This is a genomic window from Pseudomonas pseudonitroreducens (assembly GCF_021603645.1).
GTDB classification, from domain to species: Bacteria; Pseudomonadota; Gammaproteobacteria; order Pseudomonadales; family Pseudomonadaceae; genus Pseudomonas; species Pseudomonas pseudonitroreducens.
This window is the reverse complement of the sequence record NZ_BQHJ01000001.1, coordinates 172466-190709: the sequence shown is the minus strand read 5'-3', so window position 1 is coordinate 190709 and position 18244 is coordinate 172466. Positions and strand designations below refer to the sequence as shown.

Sequence of the window (18244 nt, the reverse complement as noted above, 5' to 3'; positions counted from 1 at the left end):
CCTAGGAGAAACGTGGCGCACCCCAGCAGATCCCGGACGTAGCGCAATTGCGCGACATTTTATAGGCGGCGACAATATCCGCAAAATAAATTATCTGGATATTGCTAATCCAAAACGCAGATAAGGCCGCATCATGTCGCCGCAAAAGGATACCTTCCGGGCATTTCAGCACCGGGGCGACGAAATGTCGCGCAGCCTTTTCGGAGCCATCGCCCATGAAATTCACCCTGCGCCAGCTCGAAGTCTTCGTCGCCGTCGCCCAGCAGGAAAGCGTCTCCCGCGCCGCTGCCGGGCTGTCCATGTCGCAATCGGCCACCAGCACGGCGCTGGGCGAGCTGGAGCGACAGTTCGACTGCAAGCTGTTCGACCGCTCCGGCAAGCGCCTGACCCTCAACGCCCTTGGCCGCCAGTTGCTACCCCAGGCCGTGGCCCTGCTCGACCGCGGCAGCGAGATCGAGAACATGCTCAACGGCAAGAGTGCCTTCGGCTCGCTGGACCTGGGCGCCACGCTGACCATCGGCAACTACCTCGCCACCTTGCTGATCGGCACCTTCATGCAGCGCCAGCCCGACTGCCGGGTGCGCCTGCATGTGCACAACACCGCCCACGTGGTGCAGCGCGTGGCGCACTACGAACTGGACCTGGGGCTGATCGAGGGCGACTGCCAGCACCCGGACATCGAGGTGCAGCCGTGGATGGAAGACGAACTGGTGGTGTTCTGCGCACCGCAACATCCGCTCGCCCGTGAAGGCCGCGCGAGCCTGGAGCGGCTGACGGAGGAAGCCTGGATCCTGCGGGAACAGGGCTCGGGCACGCGCCTGACCTTCGACCAGGCCATGCGCCACCACGTGGAACCGCTGAACGTACGGCTGGAGCTGGAGCACACCGAGGCGATCAAGCGCGCGGTGGAGTCGGGATTGGGGATCGGCTGCATCTCGCGCCTGGCCCTGCGCGACGCGTTCCGCCGCGGCAGCCTGGTGCCGGTGGAAACCCCGGACCTGGACCTGCGTCGGCAGTTCTACTTCATCTGGCACCGGCAGAAGTACCAGACCGCGACCATGCGCGAGTTCCTCGAACTGTGCCGCAGCGAAACCGCCGGGGTGACGCGCAGCGACGATATCGTCCTGCCGATGATTCCCTGAGTTGGGCTTTTAGTAGGAGCGAGCTTGCTCGCGAACGCTTCACGCCGGCGACAACCGTGTCAGGCGGTTCGCGAGCGAGCTCCTACAGGCCGTCAGCCGAGCAGGATGCCCGCCCAGGTCACGGTGATGATGGTCAGCGCGACGAACTGGGCCGCACTGCCCATGTCCTTGGCGTTCTTCGAGAGGGGATGGCGTTCCAGCGAGACGCGATCCACCACCGCCTCGATGGCAGAGTTGAGCAGTTCGACGATCAGCGCCAGCAGACACACTGCGATCATCAGCGCACGCTCGCCACGGGTCACGTCGCAGAAGAACGACAGCGGGATCAGGATGACGTTGATCAGCACCAGTTGGCGGAAGGCCGCTTCACCCTTGAAGGCGGCGGCGAAACCGGCCAGGGAGTAGCCGGCGGCGTTGAAGATGCGTTTCAGGCCGGTCTGGCCCTTGAAGGGGGAGGCGGACACGTGTGGTTCTCACAGGCAAAGGTCGCGGCACTCTATACCAGCGATCGTCAAAAAGGAGTCAAGGCCATTACAGAATGTGACAGCCTCTGATCCGGGTTGTGACGGCCTCAGGCCCCCGGCACCGATTCCATCTGCGCCAGCAGCAGCGCCGCCTGGGTGCGGGTGCGCACATTCAGCTTGCGGAAGATCGCCGTCACGTGGGCCTTCACCGTGGCTTCGGAAACGCTCAGCTCGAAGGCGATCTGCTTGTTCAACAGGCCTTCGCAGACCATGGTCAGCACGCGGAACTGCTGCGGAGTGAGGCTGGCCAGACCGGCGCTGGCGGCGCGCACGTCTTCGCTCATCTCGGTCACCGCGTCCACCTGCGGCGGCCACCAGACATCGCCATCGAGCACCGCGCGCACAGCCTGCTGCAGCACGCTCAGTTCGCTGGACTTGGGAATGAAACCACTGGCGCCGAACTCGCGGGAGCGCTGCACCACGGCGGCGTCTTCCTGGGCGGAGACCATCACCACCGGAATCTGCGGGTACTGCCCGCGCAGCAGCACCAGCCCGGAGAAGCCGTAGGCGCCGGGCATATTCAGGTCCAGCAGCACCAGGTCCCAGTCGGCCTTCTCGTTCAGGCGCGCCTCCAGCTCCGCGATACTCGCGGCCTCCGACAGTCGCGCCTCGGGGCCGAGACCAATGGTCAGGGCCTGGTGCAGGGCACTGCGGAACAGCGGGTGATCGTCAGCGATCAGGATCTCGTAGGAAGCCATGAATTTTCCTTGAAGGCCGCGCCGAAGTCCGCCGTGGATAACAGCCAGACTTGCGCAGGAAAGGTCGGAGCACGGATAGAGCACTACTCGACGCATTGTACGCAAAGACCAGCCCTGGTGTCCGCCGCGAATACATCGCCGGACAGTACTTACAGCGTGGCCTGAACGCCCTTGCCACTGTGCCCGCCGACAGTCCGCGCCCCTTTCCAAAGGCCCGGCGTTACGGCAGAGTTCCGCTTTTTTTCCTGCCCGTTACGAGAACAAGATGAAAAGCCATGCGCTGCGCGCCGATTTCCTGATGCTGTTCACCGCGATGATCTGGGGGGTGTCCTTCGTCGCGCAACGCCTCGGGATGGATGCCATCGGCCCGTTCCTCTATACCGGCCTGCGCTTTACCCTCGGCGCCGTGGCGCTGCTGCCGCTGCTGGCCTGGTCGAGCAAGCGCGGTGCCCAGCCGTTCAACCGCGGCATGCTCCTCGCAGGGCTGGCCATCGGTACCGCGCTGACCGTGGGGATCAACCTGCAACAGGTCGGCCTGATGTTCACCAGCGTGACCAACTCCGGGTTCATCACCGGCCTGTACGTGATCATCGTGCCGCTGCTCGGCCTGCTGATCGGCCATCGCGCCGGCATGGGCACCTGGCTGGGCGCGGCGCTGGCCGTGACCGGCATGGCGATGCTGAGCATCGGCCCGGGCTTCCACGTCGCCTCAGGTGACTGGCTGCAACTGACCGGCGCCTTCGTCTGGGGCGGCCACGTGCTGCTGGTGGGCCTGTTCGCCAGCCGCTACGACCCGATCCGCCTGGCCTTCCTGCAGTTCGTTACCTGCGCGGTGGTGAGCATGATCCTGGCGCTGGTGTTCGAGGAAATCCACCTCGATGCCATCGTCCAGGCGGCTCCCGCGCTGATCTACGGCGGCCTGTTCGGCGTCGCCACCGGCTTCACCCTGCAGGTCATCGCGCAGAAGCACGCCATCGCCTCCCACGCGGCGATCATCCTCTCGCTGGAAGCGGTATTCGCCGCCATCGCTGGCGCACTGTTCCTCGACGAGACGCTGCATCTGCGCGGTTACTTCGGCTGCGCGCTGATGCTGGCGGGCATGCTGGTGGCGCAGTTGTGGCCGAAGAAGGCCGAGGTGAAGGCGGTCTGAAGCGCCCCCGCTTCTACACACGAAGCACGTACGTGTCGACTGTCGTAGGAGCGGACTCTGTCCGCGATCGACTCAACCCCGCTCCGACCGACCAGTTGGCGCCAGCCCCACCCTATCGCGGACGAAGTCCGCTCCTACGATCGCCCCATTGCCGGAGTAACCCTGGAAAAGCGTGTCAGTGAATTCAGCGCTCGGTAAACGGCCTCAACGCCTGGTGCGCCGGGCTCTGCTCGTCCAGCGGCTGCTGGCGCTTGGAACCCAGGTAGCGCTCGCTGAACACGTCCAGATAGGCATCCAGCGCATCGCCGGCGCGGCGGTCGCCGGCCAACCCCAGGCACAGCGCCGCGACTTCGGCGGTGCACAGATGCTCGTCGAACTTGGAACGGCGCAGGCGATAGCGTGACAGGGCATCGGGAGTGATGCTCAGCACCGGGAAGCGGTCCAGATAGGGGCTCTTGCGGAACATCTTGCGCGCCTCGTTCCAGGTGGCGTCGAGCAGGATGAACAGCGGGCGCTTGCCGCCCTGCGGCGCCACCGTGGTGACTACGCGCTCTGGCTGGACGAATTCACCGGGGAACACCACATAGGGCTGCCACTGCGGATCGTCGAGCAGCGCCAGCAGCGCCGGGTCGACCTCGATCCGCGACCAGCCGAAGGCCCAGGTCTCGGGCACGGTTTCGGCAATCAGCCAACCCGTATTGCTGGGCTTGAGCGGCTCGGTATCGAACATCACCAGGCACATCGCCGAGTTTGACTCGACCTGCGGGCGCAGGCTGCACATGCAGTAGTTCGGCCGCAGACGGCAACCAGGGCAGCGCGGCGAACGTGAACCACGGGCGAAGAACGGCTTGAGGCAGCGCGCCAGGCGTGCATCGCGCAGGCGGGCGACGGCGTGGCTCATCGGGCCACCGGAAAATGGAAAGTCGGACGGTACATCGAAGGCTCGATTGGGACGGCGGTTGCGGACCGCCGATTGTACCAGAGCCACAATCTGCCTCCCTGCGCGCGCTCGAGTGGCGATAAAAGCTTCGAAACCTTTGCGCCATCCATTGACGAGGTTGGCCGCCCGGCAAGCCGGGCAGCGGCCTGCGGCAATGGAATCTCGGCAGGAGAGCCATTTTCGGGGACAATAGGCGGCTGTAATGACCAGCGAACCCGGAAGGCTCGCCACGGTCGAATCGGCACCATTGTCAGGAGATGCCCATGCTGCGCCTCACCGCCCTCGCCCTCTGCCTCGTTCTTCCCGTCGCGCACGCCGCGTCGAAGAAGGACTTCGAACTGACCCAGACCCTGGAAAAGGTCGCCAAGGAAAGCAGCGAAGGCACCCCGCGCGCCATCAACGAAGACATCCTCGACCAGGGCTACACCGTCGACGGTCCGCAGCTGATCAACCACCTGAGCGTGCGCGCCAGCCATGCCGAGCGCATGCGCGAGAATCCCGACAGCGTACGCAGCCAACTGGGCGACAGCGTCTGCAGCAACACCGCCTACCGCCAACTGCTGGCCGAGGGCGCGATCCTCACTTACAGCTTCACCGAGTACAAGACCAACGCTCCGGTCGCCACCGAGCGCTTCGACGCCGGCAGCTGCAAGATCAAGCTGAAGAAATAAGCCGCGCCGATGCTCGACAAGGAAATGCTGCTGAAGATCGCGCGCACGCCGATGCCCTTCGGCAAGTACCAGGGACGCATGCTGGTGGACCTGCCGGACGAGTACCTGCTGTGGTTCCACAAGAAGGGCCAGTTCCCGGCCGGCGAACTGGGCCGTCTGATGCAACTGACCCTGGAACTGAAGATCGACGGCCTCGACGACCTGATCAAGGCGCTCAAGCGCTGAGGCCCGTGCAACCGCCCTGAGGCGGTTGCGCCAGCGTCGATCAACGCAGCACTGCGGGGTTTTCCTTGCCGGCCACTGCCGCCGCTTCGTCCGGCGTCAGCAGGGCGCTACGGGGCACATCCAGCAGCCGCGCGCAGGCCGCCAGCACATGCGCCCAACTGCAGCGGTTGGCGAACAGCATGCCAGCCTCGTCCAGCGTCCCGCCCTGGTTGCGATATCCCAGGACTGCCGTCTTCAGTGCATCCGGCAGAATCGGCCAGAGGTGCCCACGCGCCACTTCCGGGCGCATGTGGGTGAGCAGCACGCGGCGCTCATAATGATCAGGGAACAGCCGCATGGCGATGGACTCGTCCGCCAGCGCCTGCAGCTCCCAGTTATCGCGCGGCGCGCGGAAGCGGCCAGGCTCCTGTAGATAGACCAGTCGGTATGGATAGCCGGCTTCTTCCAGACGCAACGCGGCGCGACGCATCTCGGCCAACTGGTAGCTGCCATTGGCGATCAGCAGCAGCGGCTCGGCGCCTGGGTGTTCGTCCATCAGGATCGCACCATCACGCGCCAACTGCTCAGCCTGGGCCTGGGTGAATACCGCTGGCCGCTCGCGCTTGGGCGCGACGATGCAAGCCAGTTGCCCACGGCTGCGGTAGATATCCGGCAGCAGGGCGAGATGGCTGTTGTGGTCAGCCGGGAAGACCACCCGCACCATGTCGCTCATCTCGCCCAGCAGCGCTTCGCAGAATGTGGTGTCCTGGTGCGACTGCTGGTTCTTGCCGTTCTCCCAGGTGTGCGAGGTCGCCACCAGCGGCCAGCCGAGCCATCCCGCCGGGCGCCCGGCTTCCTTTTGCTGGCGGGCGAAGATCAGCGTCTGGCGCACCGCCCCGAGCATTTTCACGCAGAAGGCCTCGTAGCTGGCCACCAGGTTCAGTCCGCCCTGGTTGGCCAGGCAGGCGGAGACCACCGCCTCCTCGTTGAGCGCGGTGATGATCCGGCCATCCACCGCCTCCAGTTCGCTTTCCGGCTCGCTCACCCGGTGCCGCAGCGCCTTCAGTACTCCGCCCAGGCGGTTGCTCGCCAGCTCGTCCGGGTTGCCGACGCGGGCGCGCAGGTCCGGGTTGGCGTTGCAGAGGTCGACATAGAAGCGATCCAGCGCCGCCATGGGCGAGCACTCGTCATTACGGTAATGCAACGGTGGAATCGAAGGTTCGATGGGCCGCCGCACGGCCAGCGGGTTGTCCCGCTCCAGCACCCGGCCGCTGCGCGAAGCGGCGAACAGACCGCAGGCTTCGGCGAGCTCTTCCGGTTCGACCCACAGCGGCGCCGCATGCTGGTTGAACAACTCGCGCGCCTCGGCGTCGTTGCTGGGGTTACCGGGCAACGGCAGGTTGTGAGCAGCGTTACTGCCGGCGCCGTAGAAGCCATAACCCTTGGTGGTCTCGGCTATGCCGTAGGGAATCGGCAGCGGATAACGCAGGATGCCGCGCTCCTTCTCATCGACGCGGTGTTGCAGGCGCTCTTCCATTTCCCACAGGGCGCAGACGAAGGCCGCCGGATCGCGACCGTCGAAGCTCACCGGGTCGAAGCCGCAGCGCCGCAGGTGCAGCTTGAAGCCCTCCAGCCCTTCGTGGGTGCCCAACTCGGTGCGCTGCTCGATGCGCCGGCCATTGGCGATCATCACTGGCAACGCCGTGCCGCAATCCTCGGCACGCCACCAGCGGGGAATCCAGTCACTGCCACGCTGTTCCTCGGCGGCGCCGTCGGAGAGGAAGGCCACCAGGGTTTCGCCCGGCAATGGCATGTGTGCATACATCAGTTCGGCGAAACCGAGATAACCGCCTTCGGCGATACCGCCGGCAGTGTGCGGATTGACATGGCTGCCCAGTGGCGCGGCAACCTTGCCTTCAGGCGCCTGGGCGTAGCTGTAGAAATCCTGCACCAGCCGGTCCAGCCCGGCCTCGCCGTTTCCGTAGGCAGCGGCCTGCTCCGGATGCAGATTGCCGGTCAGCACATTGAGCGCATCGATCGCCGCCACACAATGCCCCTGCCCCATCAGCCAACCGCGGGTCTTGCCGCTCAGGGCATTCAGGGCGAGGTAGCCGGCATAGGCTGGCACCATGTTCAGCGCACCGCCGGTATGCCCTTCCGGCTGGGACTTGAAGTCCTCGGCCTGCAAGGGCGCGCCATCGAGGCGCACACGTCTGGCGTAGGTCATGTGGGCCACCAGCCAGAGGCCGGCGCAGGTCAGCCGATCCAGCGCGCCAAACAGCCGGTAGACACTGGCCAGGTCCGGCTGCAGGCCGTACTGGACCAATTGATGAGCAACACGAAAGACCGCCGCCTGGGTCTGCACGCTATGCTGAAGCGGACCACGGCCGCGCAGCCAGCCGGCATATTCGGGCTCGGCTGCCGCATGGGCGGCAAGCTCCTCGGGGCTTGGCAGGATCTGTGACATATCGGCTCTCCCTTGGCTATGGCAGAAAGTCTAGGTCGCCACAGATCGGACGGGCGCTGACATGTATCAACGACCGCCCCGACCATTCGGGCAAGGCTGAAAGAGAATTCCGACAAGGAGATGACATGGCGCTTCTCACCTTCATCGGCGCGATCCAGGAAGTCACCGGCTCCTGCTACCTCCTGGAGACCCGCGACGGCGTCCGCGTGCTGCTCGAATGCGGGATGCGCCAGGGGCGCAGCGGCAACAAGGGCACCCGCGACAACGAGGCGAGCAACCGCACGCCGTTCCCCTTCGACCCGAAGGAGCTCGACGCGGTCGTTCTCTCCCACGCCCATCTGGACCACAGCGGCCTGCTGCCACGCCTGGCGAAGGAAGGCTACAAGGGGCCGATCTACGCCACCGAATCCTGCTGCGACCTGCTGGAGCTGATGCTGATGGACTCGGCGCACCTCCAGGAAAAGGACGCCGAGTGGGAGAACAAGTGGCGCTCGCGCCTGGGCAAGCCGCCCGTCAAGCCGCTGTACACCATCGAAGATGCTTCCCGTGCATTGAACCAGCGCCGCCGCGTCAGCTACGGCAGTACGGTGGATGTCGCACGCGGTATTCGCGTGACCTTCCACAACGCCGGACACATCCTCGGCTCGGCCATCGTCGAACTGGAGATCCATGAATTCGGCTCGACCCGCCGCCTGGTTTTCTCGGGCGACCTGGGCAGCACCTGTTCGCCGCTGATGCGCACGCCGACGCCGCTCGCTCGCGCCGATGTGGTCCTGCTCGAGTCCACCTACGGCGACCGCGATCACCGTGACGCCAACGAAACCCTGCTGGAACTCGCCGGCATCCTGCAGCGCGCGCAGAACGAGGGCGGCAACGTGTTGATCCCGTCCTTCGCCGTAGGCCGTACCCAGGACCTGATCTACTACCTCGGGCGCTTCTACCAGGAAGGCCGCCTGCCGCAGCAGGTCGTCTACCTCGACAGCCCGATGGCGGCCCGGGCCAACAACATCTACCTGCAACACATCGGCGAGATCGCCGACGTCGACCGTGAATACATGCGCGGCACCGGCACCGCCAAAGTCGGCGATTGGCTGCCGATCCTGCACACGACCCAGAGCGCCGATGAATCGATGGCGCTGAACCGCATCAAGAGTGGAGCCATCATCATCGCCGGCAGCGGCATGTGCACTGGCGGACGCATCGTCCACCACCTCAAGCACAACCTCTGGCGCAAGGAATGCCACATCGTCTTCCCCGGCTTCCAGGCCAAGGGCACACTGGGCCGCGCCATCGTCGATGGCGCCGAAAGCGTACGTATCCTGCGCCAGCGCATCAGCGTGAAAGCACAGATACACACCCTCGGCAGATTCTCTGCGCACGCGGGACAATCACAATTAATTCAGTGGGTTGGCCACTTCGAGCACAAACCCGAGCTATACCTGATACATGGCGAGCGAGAAAAGATGGATGTACTCAAGGGTGCACTCCAGGATCGCCTGAACTGGACGGCCAATATTCCGGAGCCCGGAGACCGGATCGCCATCTGACATCGATGGCCCACCGACTGTCACACCCCGTGTGCCAGACTGGGCGGCCCTGCTGCTGAACCCTGTGCGTGCGGCGAAGCGCCAATGCACCTCTGCCAGAGCCACCTTACGTGGCCAGCGCCGCCCATGGACAGGCGATCAGGGGTTGATGAACAAGGAGTATCAACATGCCCTATGAGCCCGACGACTACCTCTCCAGACACTTCCAGACCAGCGGCACTGACCTCGCACAAAAGATCGAGGAACTGGCCGAACTGGCTGCACCTGGCAACAGCCAGAACCTGCCGCTGTACCGCGAAATGCTCACCACTGTCGCTCGCATGGCCCAGGCCGACCGCAACCGCTGGGACGCCAAGATCATGCTGCAGACCCTGCGCGAGATGGAGCACGCCTTCAGCACCCTGGAGCAGTTCAAACGTCGCCGCAAAGTCACCGTATTCGGCTCGGCCCGCACGCCAGCCAACCATCCCATCTATGCCCTGGCCCGCGAGCTGGGCGAAACCCTGGCGCGCTACGATCTGATGGTCATCACCGGTGCCGGTGGCGGCATCATGGCCGCGGCTCACGAGGGTGCCGGGTTGGAAAACAGCCTCGGTTTCAACATCACCCTGCCCTTCGAGCAGCACGCCAACCGCACCGTGGACGGAACCAGCAATCTGCTGTCATTCCACTTCTTCTTCCTGCGCAAGCTGTTCTTCGTCAAGGAAGCCGATGCCCTGGTGCTCTGCCCCGGTGGCTTCGGCACGCTGGATGAAGCGCTGGAAGTGCTGACCCTCATCCAGACCGGCAAGAGTCCGCTGGTGCCGGTGGTCCTTCTCGACCAGCCGGGCGGGCATTACTGGGACCACGCCCTGGAGTTCATCAAGGAACAACTCGAAGACAACGGTTACATCCTGCCCAGCGACATGAGCCTGATGACGCTGGTGCACAGCGCCGAGGAAGCCGCCGAGGAAATCGCCCAGTTCTACAGCAACTTCCACTCCAGCCGCTGGCTCAAGGATCGCTTCGTGATCCGCCTGAACCACCCGCTGAGCGTCCGTGCCTTGCAGTTGCTGGAGCGCGAGTTCGGCAATCTGTGCGTGAGCGGCGGATTTCACCAGCAGCCCTACAGTGAGTCGGAACTGGACGAGCCGGAATTCGCCCATCTCACCCGCCTGGCCTTCGCCTTCAATGGCCGCGCTCAGGGGCGTTTGCGGGAGCTGCTGAACTTCATCAACCAGCCGGAAAACTGGGAGCGCTGATTTCCCGGCCCGGAAAACGAACAAGGCACCCGATTGGGTGCCTTGTTCGTTTCAATCATCGGATCGTCGACCACTCAGCAGCCGGCTGATGGCCTCCATCGAGTAGCCTCGATAGCTCAGAAACCGCCCCTGCTGGGCCCTCTCGCGAGCGTCCTGTGGCAGTCGGGCAAATTTGCGGCGCCAGACCTCACGCAGGTTTTCGTTCCAGTCGACGCCCGACTCACTCAGTGCAGCGTCGATCTCGCCGCGCGGCAAACCGCGCTGCGACAGCTCTTCGCGAATCCGCATCGGACCGTAACCGGCCCGCGCACGGCTGGCGATATAGCTCTCCAGATAGCGGCTTTCATTGAGCAGCCCCTCCTCGGCCAGACAGTCGAGGGCGGGGTCGATCAGATCCTGCGTGGCGCCGCGTTGCCGCAGCTTGCGCGAGAGCTCTGCCCGGCCATGCTCGCGTCTTGCCAGCAGGTCCATGGCCACCCGTCGCACGGCGACGGGGTTATCGAGCTCAACGGCCATCGCGATCAGAGATCGGCTTCAGCTTCTGCTTCGGCTTCCGCCGCAGCGAGCTCGGCCTTGGTCGGCGGCGTCTGGTTGGTCAGCAGTTGCTCGCGAATGGCCTTGTCGAGGGTGTTGCAGATCTCGGTATTGTCTTCCAGGAACTTGGCGGCGTTGGCCTTGCCCTGACCGATCTTGCTGCCCTGATAGCTGTACCAGGCACCGGACTTCTCGATCAGGCCCAGCTGTACACCCAGGTCGATGATCTCGCCGGTGCGGTAGATGCCGCGGCCGTACATGATCTGGAACTCGGCCTGACGGAACGGCGGAGCGACCTTGTTCTTCACGACCTTGACGCGGGTTTCGCTACCGACCACCTCGTCGCCTTCCTTCACCGCGCCGGTACGGCGGATATCCAGGCGGACGGAGGAGTAGAACTTCAGCGCGTTACCACCGGTAGTGGTTTCCGGGTTGCCGAACATCACGCCGATCTTCATGCGGATCTGGTTGATGAAGATGACCAGGCAGTTGGCGTTCTTGATGTTGCCGGTGATCTTGCGCAGCGCCTGGGACATCAGGCGGGCCTGCAGGCCGACGTGCTGATCGCCCATTTCACCTTCGATTTCGGCCTTGGGTACCAGGGCCGCCACGGAGTCGACGATGATCACGTCAACGGCATTGGAGCGCACCAGCATATCGGTGATTTCCAGGGCCTGTTCGCCGGTGTCCGGCTGGGAAACCAGCAGATCGTCAACGTTGACACCCAGCTTGCCGGCATAGTCCGGGTCCAGGGCGTGTTCGGCGTCGACGAAGGCACAGGTGGCACCGATTTTCTGCGCCTGGGCGATGACCGACAGGGTCAGGGTGGTCTTACCCGAGGATTCCGGGCCGTAGATTTCAACGATACGGCCACGCGGCAGACCGCCGATACCCAGCGCGATATCCAGACCCAGCGAGCCGGTGGAGATGGCGGGGATAGCCTGGCGCTCATGGTCGCCCATGCGCATGACCGCGCCTTTGCCGAATTGGCGTTCGATCTGTCCCAGGGCCGCGGCCAGGGCGCGCTTCTTGTTGTCGTCCATTGAAGTCCTCGCGAAGTCAGGCGGCCGGGCGGCCACGAACAACTGTATAAGTAGCCAGTATTATTCCACAGGGCAAGCCGCTCGCCTACCCCTGAAGCGGATTTTCCCCATCCGCCAGTCGCAACAGCCCTTCCAGAGCGGTTGCCACGGTCTGCCGGCGTACAGCTTCCCGATCACCGGCATACAGACGCCGTTCGCTGAACACCTGTTCTCCTTTCCTCCAGGCCAGCCAGACGGTGCCCACCGGCTTCTCGGCAGAACCGCCATCCGGTCCGGCAATACCGCTGACGGCTACGGCAATATCCGCCCCACTGCGAGGCAAGGCGCCGGCAACCATGGCCTCGACGACCTCCCGACTCACTGCACCGACTTTGGCGAATAGTTCCGCCGGCACATCCAGCTGGCGGGTCTTCTGGTTATTCGAGTAAGTGACATAGCCTGCCTCGAACCAGGTGGAGCTGCCGGATATCCGCGTGATCGCCTCTGCAATCCCGCCACCGGTGCAAGATTCCGCAGTGGTAACGCGCAGCTGCGTCGCGGCAAGTCGCGCACCCAGGCGGGCGGAGAGTTCGGTAATCGAGGAATCGGTAAGGGGCACAGTGCGCTCCGGGGTTAAAGAAGGCGAGGTGGATACCGTACACTAGGCGCTTTTGCATGTTGAAGCCGGACAGCCAGAAGCCATGAGTCAGAGCGACCTCTCCGCCCACACACCAATGATGCAGCAGTACTGGAGGCTGAAGAACCAGCATCCAGATCAGTTGATGTTCTACCGCATGGGCGACTTCTACGAGCTGTTCTACGAGGACGCCAAGAAGGCCGCCAAGCTGCTGGACATCACCCTGACTGCACGCGGGCAGTCTGCCGGCAACTCCATTCCCATGGCCGGCATTCCGTTCCATTCTGCAGAGGGCTACCTGGCCAAGCTGGTCAAGCTCGGCGAATCGGTAGTGATCTGCGAACAGATCGGTGATCCGGCCACCAGCAAGGGGCCAGTGGAGCGCCAGGTCGTACGCATCCTGACTCCCGGTACAGTCAGTGACGAAGCGCTGCTCGACGAGCGCCGCGACAACCTGATTGCCGCCGTGCTGGGCGATGAGCGCCTGTTCGGCCTGGCCGTGCTGGACATCACCAGCGGCCGTTTCAACGTCCAGGAAATAAAAGGCTGGGAAACCCTGCTGGCCGAACTGGAGCGCCTGAATCCCGCCGAGCTGCTGATCCCCGACGACTGGCCCCAGGGCCTGCCAGCAGAGAAACGCCGTGGCTCGCATCGCCGCGCGCCCTGGGACTTCGATCGCGACTCGGCGAAAAAGAGCCTGTGCCAGCAATTCGGCGTGCAGGACCTCAAGGGCTTCGGCTGCCAGGAACTGACCCTGGCCATCGGTGCCGCAGGCTGCCTGCTGGCCTACGCCAAGGAAACCCAGCGTACCGCCCTGCCGCACCTGCGCAGCCTGCGTCATGAACGCATCGACGACACCGTGATCCTCGATGGCGCCAGCCGCCGCAACCTGGAGCTGGATACCAACCTTGCCGGCGGCCGCGACAATACCCTGCAATCGGTAGTCGATCGCTGCCAGACCGCCATGGGCAGCCGCCTGCTGACCCGCTGGCTGAATCGCCCATTGCGCGACCGTGCCGTCCTCGAAGCCCGCCAGGACTCTATCGCCTGTCTGCTGGAGCGTTATCGCTTCGAGACCCTCCAGCCACAGCTGAAGGAAATCGGCGATGTCGAGCGGATTCTCGCCCGAATCGGCCTGCGCAACGCCCGCCCGCGTGATCTCGCCCGACTGCGCGACGCCCTTGCCGCGCTGCCGCAACTGCAGAACGGCATGCTTGAACTGGAAGCCCCGCACCTGGGCGAACTGGCCAGCAGCATCCGCACCTACCCGGAGCTGGCCGACCTGCTGGCCCGGGCCGTGATCGAGAACCCGCCAGCGGTGATCCGCGACGGCGGCGTCATCGCCCGCGGCTACGACGCCGAGCTGGACGAGCTGCAGATGCTCAGCGAGAACGCCGGCCAGTACCTGATGGACCTGGAAACCCGCGAAAAGGCTCGTACTGGCCTGCCGAACCTGAAGGTTGGCTACAACCGCATCCACGGTTACTACATCGAACTGCCCCGTGTGCAGGCCGAACAGGCTCCCGCTGACTACATCCGCCGCCAGACCCTGAAGGGCGCTGAGCGCTTCATCACGCCGGAGCTGAAGGCTTTCGAGGACAAGGCGCTGTCGGCCCAGAGCCGCGCCCTCGCCCGTGAGAAGCAACTCTACGAAGAACTGCTGGAACTGCTGATCGGCCAACTGGCGCCGCTGCAGGACACAGCTGCCGCACTGGCCGAACTGGACGTGCTGACCAACCTCGCCGAACGTGCACTGAATCTCGACCTGAACCGCCCCCGCTTCGTCGAAGAGTCCGGCATTCTCATCGAGCAGGGCCGCCATCCGGTGGTCGAGCAGGTACTGGACACGCCGTTCGTCGCCAACGACCTGAATCTCGACGAAGACACCCGTATGTTGGTGATTACTGGTCCGAATATGGGCGGTAAATCGACCTATATGCGGCAAACAGCGCTTATCGTGCTGCTGGCACATATCGGCAGTTTCGTCCCGGCCGCACGCTGTGAGCTGTCCTTGGTGGACCGCATCTTCACCCGCATCGGCTCCTCCGACGACCTTGCCGGCGGCCGCTCCACCTTCATGGTGGAAATGAGTGAAACCGCGAACATTCTGCACAACGCCAGCGACCGCAGCCTGGTGCTGATGGACGAAGTGGGCCGTGGCACCAGCACTTTCGACGGACTGTCGCTGGCCTGGTCCGCCGCCGAACATCTGGCGAAGCTGCGTGCCTTTACCCTGTTCGCCACCCACTATTTCGAGCTGACCGTGCTGCCGGAAAGCGAACCGGCTGTAGCAAACGTGCACCTGAACGCCACCGAGCACAACGAGCGCATCGTCTTCCTGCACCACGTCCTGCCCGGCCCGGCCAGCCAGAGTTACGGCCTGGCAGTGGCGCAACTGGCGGGCGTACCGGGTGCGGTAATTCAGCGCGCCCGCGAGCATCTGTCACGCCTGGAAACCACCAGCCTGCCCCACGAAGCACCGCGCACCACCGACCCGAAAAGCCCGGCACCACTGCAAAGTGACCTGTTCGCCAGCCTGCCGCATCCGATCGTCGAAGAGCTGATGCGTGTCAGCCCCGATGACCTGACACCACGTCAAGCTCTCGAATTGTTATATGCATGGAAGATGCGGGTCTGACGGACCGCGGGACAAGCTGCTAGAATCGCGCGCGCTTAGCCGCCCGCCTGAGGAGAAAATTAGAAATGACCTTCGTCGTCACCGACAACTGCATCAAGTGCAAATACACCGACTGCGTGGAAGTATGCCCGGTGGACTGCTTCTACGAAGGCCCGAACTTCCTGGTCATCCACCCGGATGAGTGCATTGACTGCGCCCTGTGCGAACCGGAATGTCCGGCACAGGCGATCTTCTCCGAAGACGAAGTCCCGGATGGCATGCAGGAGTTCATCGAGCTGAACAAGGATCTGGCCGATGTATGGCCGAACATCACCGAGAAGAAGGATTCCCTGCCGGACGCCGAAGAGTGGGATGGCAAGCCGAACAAGATGCAGTACCTGGAGCGCTGAGTTCTACTGCTTCCAGAAATAGAAAAGGCCCGCCTGGTGCGGGCCTTTCTGCATCTGGGATTCCACTTTTCTGCGGGCAAAAAAAGGGGCGGGATAACCCGCCCACTCTTTCTTCCCTTCTTCATCATCCTGATGAACCGCATCCTGCGGTGGCTCCTGACCGGCATCCTTACCGGCCTGCGTCTTTCCGTGTACGCAGGGGTGATATTACCCGCCTACCGTGCCGCGGCAACTGGGTCACTTCCGCGCACCCGACCATCCCCGCGCCTCCGATATAAAATAAAATCTTTAAAAAACAACATGATATAGATATTAGTCGCCGAGGCTGGCGACATTTCAAGCTGAACACTCACACACTGTGTAAGCGAATGCTTACATCGCGACGCATAAAAAAGCCCGGAATCATCCGGGCTCCTTTATTGTCGGCCAGTGCGCTACTGGAACAGTGCGTCGCTCGACAGGCCATTCTTCTCGAGGATCTCCCGCAGACGCTTGAGGGCTTCGACCTGAATCTGCCGGACCCGCTCGCGGGTCAGACCGATTTCCTGGCCGACCTCCTCCAGGGTGCTGCTTTCGTGGCCGCGCAGGCCAAAGCGGCGAATCACCACCTCGCGCTGCTTGTCGGTCAGTTCCGACAGCCACAGATCGATGCTCTCGCTGAGATCGTCGTCCTGCAGCAGTTCACAGGGGTCGGTGGGACGGTCATCGGTCAAGGTATCGAGAAGGGTCTTGTCCGAATCCGGACCGAGAGAGACATCCACCGAAGTGACCCGCTCGTTCAGACCGAGCATCCGCTTCACCTCGTCGACCGGCTTCTCGAGCAGATTGGCGATTTCCTCGGGCGACGGCTCGTGGTCCAGCTTGTGGGTCAGTTCGCGAGCAGCCCGCAGATAGACGTTGAGCTCCTTCACCACGTGGATCGGCAAACGGATGGTGCGGGTCTGGTTCATGATGGCCCGTTCGATGGTCTGACGAATCCACCAGGTTGCGTAGGTGGAGAAGCGGAAACCACGCTCGGGATCGAACTTCTCCACCGCGCGGATCAACCCGAGGTTACCCTCTTCGATCAGGTCGAGCAGGGAGAGACCGCGGTTGACGTAACGTCGCGCGATCTTCACCACCAGACGCAGGTTACTTTCGATCATTCGCCGCCGACCGGCTGGGTCGCCCTTCTGCGCGAGACGCGCAAAGTGGACTTCCTCTTCCGGAGTCAGGAGCGGCGAGAAACCGATTTCATTCAGATACAGCTGGGTCGCGTCGAGCGCGCGGCTGTAGTCGATGTGCTTGTGTTGCTTGAGAGAGGAGAGTGAGGTGGCTTTAGGAGTGACTCGAAGCGATACCTGCTCTTCGGCAAGCGACTCTTCAAGGATGATGCCAGGCTCCAGCAGGAGCACTTCATCATCTACGTCAAACTCCGGCCCTTCTTTTTTAAGTGCCATGTCGTTATCCCTTGCTGAGTTCGACAACAAGCCCAGGTGCGTCCTTATCCTTAGGACACCTAGGCCCGCTCACCCACGCAGGGGAACAGCCAGCATCAACGACTTGGCAGGTATTGCAGCGGATCTACAGGTTTACCCTGGCGGCGAATCTCAAAGTGCAGCTTCACCCGGTCAGTCCCTGTGGAGCCCATCTCGGCAATGTTCTGCCCGACTTTGACCTGTTGCCCTTCCCGCACCAGCAACCTCCGGTTGTGGCCGTAGGCGCTTACGTAGGTATCACTGTGCTTGATGATCACGAGTTCGCCGTAGCCCCGCAAACCACTACCGGCGTACACCACCGTGCCATTAGACGCAGCCAGGACAGGCTGGCCCAATTGCCCGCCTATATCAATCCCTTTATTCAAACTGCCGTTTGATGCAAAACGCCCAATCAGAGTGCCATTGGTTGGCCATATCCAGCCCCCCGCAGCCCCTCCTGCCACTGCCGGAGTTCCGCCAGTGGCGGGCGGCTGCGCGGGAGTAGTAACGACGGGAGTGGTCGGTTTGCTGGCGCTCGCAGGCGTGGATGTCGGTTTGTTGACGACTACCGGGGCGACAGGCGTTGTGTTTTTCGCGACTGATGGCGTTGTCGACGAGCCGCCATCGAAGCGGATGGCCTGACCCGGGCGAATGGTGTACGGCGCCGAGATGTTGTTGCGCGCGGCAAGGGCTTTCCAGTCCCAGCCGTAACGGAAAGCGATGGAATAGAGCGTGTCACCGGGACGCACCACGTACTGGCCGCTGGTGACAGTCGGCTTCTGCTGGGCGTTGCGGTCCACCACGGTCGTGGTGCTGCGCGAAGTCGAAGAACAGGCCGCCAGCAGGGAACAGACGGCAATCGCCACCACAGCGTGGCCCAGGCCCTTGATCCAGTTCCGTTGATACAGGGTCGCTGTCAAGCTCACCCATCCCCCTTATCCATGAATTGACGTCCAGCCTCACTGGCCGGCAGTTACCGCAGT

At 63.5% G+C, this 18244-nt stretch carries 17 protein-coding genes; 8 read left to right on the top strand and 9 right to left on the bottom strand.

What is annotated here, in order from left to right; genetic code table 11:
- The first annotated feature begins 215 nt into the window (after nt 1-215).
- Complete coding sequence (locus L6D89_RS00875) at nt 216-1142, top strand: LysR family transcriptional regulator (RefSeq protein WP_236173060.1); 927 nt, start codon at nt 216-218, stop codon at nt 1140-1142.
- A gap of 92 nt (nt 1143-1234) precedes the next feature.
- Here the strand turns inward: L6D89_RS00875 and L6D89_RS00870 are convergent, their stop codons facing one another.
- On the bottom strand, nt 1235-1606 hold the full coding sequence (locus tag L6D89_RS00870) for a diacylglycerol kinase (protein ID WP_024765290.1): 372 nt from the start codon (nt 1604-1606) through the stop codon (nt 1235-1237).
- A 107-nt stretch (nt 1607-1713) separates the two neighbouring features.
- Nucleotides 1714-2364 carry a response regulator transcription factor ErdR gene (erdR, locus tag L6D89_RS00865; protein ID WP_236173061.1) on the bottom strand — a complete coding sequence of 217 codons (651 nt, stop codon included), beginning with the start codon at nt 2362-2364 and terminating at the stop codon, nt 1714-1716.
- Nucleotides 2365-2629: 265 nt separating this feature from the next.
- Here erdR and L6D89_RS00860 point away from each other — a divergent pair, with 265 nt between their 5' ends.
- Entirely contained in the window at nt 2630-3514 is an 885-nt protein-coding gene (locus L6D89_RS00860; RefSeq protein WP_236173062.1) for a DMT family transporter, read from the top strand.
- 184 nt (nt 3515-3698) lie between these two features.
- Here the strand turns inward: L6D89_RS00860 and L6D89_RS00855 are convergent, their stop codons facing one another.
- The gene (locus L6D89_RS00855) at nt 3699-4415 is read right to left on the bottom strand and encodes a tRNA-uridine aminocarboxypropyltransferase (RefSeq protein WP_236198473.1); all 717 of its coding nucleotides are present in this window, start codon (nt 4413-4415) and stop codon (nt 3699-3701) included.
- Between the two features lie 302 nt (nt 4416-4717).
- Between L6D89_RS00855 and L6D89_RS00850 the strand changes: the two genes are divergently transcribed.
- Both L6D89_RS00850 and L6D89_RS00845 read left to right on the top strand, forming a co-directional pair.
- Nucleotides 4718-5125 carry a quorum-sensing-regulated virulence factor family protein gene (locus L6D89_RS00850; protein ID WP_236173065.1) on the top strand — a complete coding sequence of 136 codons (408 nt, stop codon included), beginning with the start codon at nt 4718-4720 and terminating at the stop codon, nt 5123-5125.
- Nucleotides 5126-5134: 9 nt separating this feature from the next.
- Nucleotides 5135-5350, top strand: coding sequence for a DUF3820 family protein (locus L6D89_RS00845; RefSeq protein ID WP_045210039.1), 216 nt, complete (start codon nt 5135-5137; stop codon nt 5348-5350).
- A 40-nt stretch (nt 5351-5390) separates the two neighbouring features.
- Here the strand turns inward: L6D89_RS00845 and L6D89_RS00840 are convergent, their stop codons facing one another.
- Nucleotides 5391-7796 (bottom strand): phosphoketolase family protein, encoded by a 2406-nt coding sequence (locus tag L6D89_RS00840; protein WP_236198472.1) that lies wholly within the window; start codon nt 7794-7796, stop codon nt 5391-5393.
- A gap of 125 nt (nt 7797-7921) precedes the next feature.
- Between L6D89_RS00840 and L6D89_RS00835 the strand changes: the two genes are divergently transcribed.
- Both L6D89_RS00835 and L6D89_RS00830 read left to right on the top strand, forming a co-directional pair.
- Nucleotides 7922-9343 (top strand): MBL fold metallo-hydrolase RNA specificity domain-containing protein, encoded by a 1422-nt coding sequence (locus tag L6D89_RS00835; protein ID WP_236198471.1) that lies wholly within the window; start codon nt 7922-7924, stop codon nt 9341-9343.
- Nucleotides 9344-9510: 167 nt separating this feature from the next.
- Nucleotides 9511-10584, top strand: a complete 1074-nt coding sequence (locus tag L6D89_RS00830) for an LOG family protein (RefSeq protein ID WP_236198470.1) — start codon at nt 9511-9513, stop codon at nt 10582-10584.
- A gap of 51 nt (nt 10585-10635) precedes the next feature.
- Here L6D89_RS00830 and recX read toward each other — a convergent pair whose 3' ends face one another.
- From recX to L6D89_RS00815, 3 genes are all read right to left on the bottom strand, one after another.
- Nucleotides 10636-11100 (bottom strand): recombination regulator RecX, encoded by a 465-nt coding sequence (gene recX / locus L6D89_RS00825; protein ID WP_236198469.1) that lies wholly within the window; start codon nt 11098-11100, stop codon nt 10636-10638.
- A gap of 5 nt (nt 11101-11105) precedes the next feature.
- Nucleotides 11106-12161 carry a recombinase RecA gene (gene recA / locus L6D89_RS00820; RefSeq protein WP_236173070.1) on the bottom strand — a complete coding sequence of 352 codons (1056 nt, stop codon included), beginning with the start codon at nt 12159-12161 and terminating at the stop codon, nt 11106-11108.
- Between the two features lie 85 nt (nt 12162-12246).
- On the bottom strand, nt 12247-12759 hold the full coding sequence (locus L6D89_RS00815; protein ID WP_236198468.1) for a CinA family protein: 513 nt from the start codon (nt 12757-12759) through the stop codon (nt 12247-12249).
- An 82-nt stretch (nt 12760-12841) separates the two neighbouring features.
- Here L6D89_RS00815 and mutS point away from each other — a divergent pair, with 82 nt between their 5' ends.
- Nucleotides 12842-15415 carry a DNA mismatch repair protein MutS gene (gene mutS / locus L6D89_RS00810; RefSeq protein ID WP_236198467.1) on the top strand — a complete coding sequence of 858 codons (2574 nt, stop codon included), beginning with the start codon at nt 12842-12844 and terminating at the stop codon, nt 15413-15415.
- A 65-nt stretch (nt 15416-15480) separates the two neighbouring features.
- Nucleotides 15481-15804 (top strand): ferredoxin FdxA, encoded by a 324-nt coding sequence (fdxA, locus tag L6D89_RS00805; RefSeq protein ID WP_015476292.1) that lies wholly within the window; start codon nt 15481-15483, stop codon nt 15802-15804.
- Between the two features lie 434 nt (nt 15805-16238).
- Here fdxA and rpoS read toward each other — a convergent pair whose 3' ends face one another.
- Together rpoS and L6D89_RS00795 are read right to left on the bottom strand one after the other, a co-directional pair.
- A complete protein-coding gene (gene rpoS / locus L6D89_RS00800; protein ID WP_236173182.1) occupies nt 16239-17243 on the bottom strand; it encodes an RNA polymerase sigma factor RpoS in 1005 nt (334 codons plus the stop codon).
- A gap of 95 nt (nt 17244-17338) precedes the next feature.
- On the bottom strand, nt 17339-18187 hold the full coding sequence (locus L6D89_RS00795) for a peptidoglycan DD-metalloendopeptidase family protein (protein WP_445009201.1): 849 nt from the start codon (nt 18185-18187) through the stop codon (nt 17339-17341).
- Nucleotides 18188-18244 lie beyond the last annotated feature (57 nt).

Bases quoted from the DNA above. Each gene is read 5' to 3' on its own strand.
- L6D89_RS00875 (WP_236173060.1), top strand. From the start codon at position 216: ATGAAATTCACCCTGCGCCAGCTCGAAGTCTTCGTCGCCGTCGCCCAG.
- erdR (WP_236173061.1), bottom strand. From the start codon at position 2,364: ATGGCTTCCTACGAGATCCTGATCGCTGACGATCACCCGCTGTTCCGC.
- L6D89_RS00860 (WP_236173062.1), top strand. From the start codon at position 2,630: ATGAAAAGCCATGCGCTGCGCGCCGATTTCCTGATGCTGTTCACCGCG.
- L6D89_RS00855 (WP_236198473.1), bottom strand. From the start codon at position 4,415: ATGAGCCACGCCGTCGCCCGCCTGCGCGATGCACGCCTGGCGCGCTGC.
- L6D89_RS00850 (WP_236173065.1), top strand. From the start codon at position 4,718: ATGCTGCGCCTCACCGCCCTCGCCCTCTGCCTCGTTCTTCCCGTCGCG.
- L6D89_RS00845 (WP_045210039.1), top strand. From the start codon at position 5,135: ATGCTCGACAAGGAAATGCTGCTGAAGATCGCGCGCACGCCGATGCCC.
- L6D89_RS00840 (WP_236198472.1), bottom strand. From the start codon at position 7,796: ATGTCACAGATCCTGCCAAGCCCCGAGGAGCTTGCCGCCCATGCGGCA.
- L6D89_RS00835 (WP_236198471.1), top strand. From the start codon at position 7,922: ATGGCGCTTCTCACCTTCATCGGCGCGATCCAGGAAGTCACCGGCTCC.
- L6D89_RS00830 (WP_236198470.1), top strand. From the start codon at position 9,511: ATGCCCTATGAGCCCGACGACTACCTCTCCAGACACTTCCAGACCAGC.
- recX (WP_236198469.1), bottom strand. From the start codon at position 11,100: ATGGCCGTTGAGCTCGATAACCCCGTCGCCGTGCGACGGGTGGCCATG.
- recA (WP_236173070.1), bottom strand. From the start codon at position 12,161: ATGGACGACAACAAGAAGCGCGCCCTGGCCGCGGCCCTGGGACAGATC.
- mutS (WP_236198467.1), top strand. From the start codon at position 12,842: ATGAGTCAGAGCGACCTCTCCGCCCACACACCAATGATGCAGCAGTAC.
- fdxA (WP_015476292.1), top strand. From the start codon at position 15,481: ATGACCTTCGTCGTCACCGACAACTGCATCAAGTGCAAATACACCGAC.
- rpoS (WP_236173182.1), bottom strand. From the start codon at position 17,243: ATGGCACTTAAAAAAGAAGGGCCGGAGTTTGACGTAGATGATGAAGTG.